Raw genomic sequence first — 2144 nt, forward strand, 5'->3', positions numbered from 1 at the left:
TCGATTGAGTAAACACAAGTAATGCCAAATTTCTCTTTTGGCTTTTTACAGATGCCTCGAGCACGAAGCTGACTACGTAGCTTAGCCAACATTGGGTCTTGTTCCGTCTTTGATAAATCAGCCACACGGATTTTAAGCGGTTCGAGCTTACCACCTGCTCCACCCGACACAATCAACGGAATTTTATTAAAACGGCAATGGAGCATTAAAGCCAACTTTGCTTTAACGTCATCAATGCAGTCCAAAATAATATCGGGTACAGGGTTTAACAATGCTGTGACATTCTCTGGTGTTAAGAAGTCATCAATAATATTTACTTTAATACGTGGGTTAATTTGGCGACAACGTTCCGCCATAATCTCAACTTTTTCACAACCCAGAGTTGATGTCATTGCAGGTAACTGACGGTTCACATTTGATGCTGCAACCACGTCCATATCGACTAAAGTGATCTCACCAACACCTGTACGTGCTAAAGCTTCTACAGCCCAACTACCCACACCACCAATCCCAATCACCATCACATGACTTTTTTCATAGTGCTGGAACGATGAATCACCATAAACTTTGGCTACACCTGCAAAACGGCGGTCATATTCATCTTGTTGAAGATCGGTCATTGCTACTCTTTGGGGATATAAAACACGGTGGCTATTTTACCTTAATCAATTAGATATAGGATATCTTTTACGATATTATGAATAGCAAAAGCTCCTTAGAACTTACTAATAATGAATCAAGAACTTAATCAAAAAATTATCTTATGTATTCCTGGTGTTTGGGAAAATCATCAAGCTCTATTACACGCCCTACTGAATAATGAGACTGGATATATTTATGCCGGTTCAATTATTAAGTCTTTAACAAGCGAATATTATGCTGAAATTGAAGAATATGAGAATGACCCGAATGTCAGCGAGATTTTTAGATCATTTAATCTAGGCCGTTTTTCCGAAAGTGAATTAGTAAAAATTGAACAACATAGTATGGTTGTTTATGTTGTATGTGAGGGCGGATCAATAGAGTTAGCACAACAAGCGCTATTATTAGGCCAAGCCTTACTCAAAGCAGGTGGCTTAGCAATTAAAGTGGAAACATCTGGGCTTACACATCTTAAAAATGATTGGCTTAGTTATAATGCTACAAATACAGTAGAGCTCTTTAAAAGCTTTATTCCTATTATTTCTGACGATAATTTACTCTACTCTTGTGGAATGCAGCAGTTTGGCAAACCAGATGCATGTATAAACCAAAAAGTAGATCAAGCATCCTATATTCTGAATCATTTCTTATTATATCTTCTTATAGAAAACCCAGAGTTATTAGAAAATGAAACTTTTTCGATAGATAAAGATTCAGAATCACTTCGACTTTCCCTAAAAGCATCTAGCGATTTCTTTGATGTAGATTCACTATATTTTAATCCATTCGATGTTTGGGTACTGACGTCATCATTTAGCTGGAAGAAATTATTTAAATTTAGTTAGATTTTCATAAAAAAAGCCCTGTAAATTACAGGGCTTTTTACCAAATTAACCAGCAATCAAATTCCGCAGTACATAATGCAAAATACCACCGGCCTTAAAGTACTCAACCTCATTTAACGTATCAATTCGACATAACACATTAAAGTGGCTAGCGACTCCATTTGGCCCTTTTACATCAACTTCAAGAATTTGATGAGGCTGAACGCCATCCGACAAACCTCGAATTGATATCATCTCATGACCAGTTAAGTTGAGAGATTGTCGAGTTTGCCCATCAACAAACTGTAATGGCAACACGCCCATACCCACCAAGTTTGAACGATGAATACGCTCAAAGCTCTCAGCAATCACTGCCTTCACACCTAACAAGTTTGTTCCTTTGGCAGCCCAGTCACGTGAAGAACCTGTTCCGTATTCTTTACCAGCAATAATCACAAGCGGCGTATGTTCTTGTTGATAGCGCATTGCGGCATCATAAATAGCGAGCTTTTCACTACTTGGCACATGAATGGTATTACCACCTTCTTCACCACCAAGCATTTCGTTTTTAATACGAATATTCGCAAAAGTACCTCGCATCATGACTTCATGATTACCGCGTCGAGAACCATAGGAGTTAAAGTCTTTTGGCTGAACACCTTGCTCTTGTAAATATCG

Annotated in this window: 2 protein-coding genes and 1 pseudogene; 1 reads left to right on the top strand and 2 read right to left on the bottom strand. The window is 38.1% G+C overall.

The window, feature by feature from the left end; translation table 11 throughout:
* A partial coding sequence (locus tag UC75_RS13275) for a ThiF family adenylyltransferase (protein ID WP_228137367.1) occupies nucleotides 1-620 on the bottom strand: 620 nt, incomplete at its 3' end.
* Between the two features lie 111 nt (nucleotides 621-731).
* On the opposite strand from UC75_RS13275, the gene UC75_RS13280 reads away from it, so the two are divergent.
* Nucleotides 732-1487 (top strand): DUF4261 domain-containing protein, encoded by a 756-nt coding sequence (locus UC75_RS13280; RefSeq protein WP_049837881.1) that lies wholly within the window; start codon nucleotides 732-734, stop codon nucleotides 1485-1487.
* A gap of 45 nt (nucleotides 1488-1532) precedes the next feature.
* Here the strand turns inward: UC75_RS13280 and UC75_RS21695 are convergent.
* Nucleotides 1533-2144: pseudogene (locus tag UC75_RS21695) on the bottom strand (aconitate hydratase); the annotation flags it as partial.

This window comes from Acinetobacter sp. V2, from assembly GCF_001188385.1.
Classification (GTDB): domain Bacteria; phylum Pseudomonadota; class Gammaproteobacteria; order Pseudomonadales; family Moraxellaceae; genus Acinetobacter; species Acinetobacter oleivorans.